Below are 253 nucleotides of genomic sequence, written 5' to 3' on the forward strand. Positions count from 1 at the left end.
TGTTTGGCCGGGAGCAGGACTCTCCCGTGGCACTGCGGGTGCTGGTCGTAGCACTGCGGGTGCTGGCCGTGGCGCTGCTTAACCATGCGGATGAGCTGGACCCGGATGCAGGCGGCTTCTCAAAGAACGAGCTGACGGAATACAGGCAGAAGCTTCTGGGCAGGGAAACAGCTTCACCTGCACGGCGGTACTCTCCGGCACGCTACAAAACCAGCTCGGTGCACAGATGAAGGATAACCCCCGCTTCCAGGCG

1 protein-coding gene is annotated in these 253 nt (G+C 62.1%); it reads left to right on the plus strand.

Annotated elements, in window-relative coordinates:
* On the plus strand, window positions 1-230 hold a 230-nt coding region (locus P0D80_RS51650), incomplete at its 5' end, for a hypothetical protein (RefSeq protein ID WP_408296791.1).
* Window positions 231-253 lie beyond the last annotated feature (23 nt).

Origin of the sequence: Paraburkholderia sp. RL17-373-BIF-A (genome assembly GCF_046030175.1) — a bacterium.
In the GTDB taxonomy this organism is placed as follows: Bacteria; Pseudomonadota; Gammaproteobacteria; order Burkholderiales; family Burkholderiaceae; genus Paraburkholderia.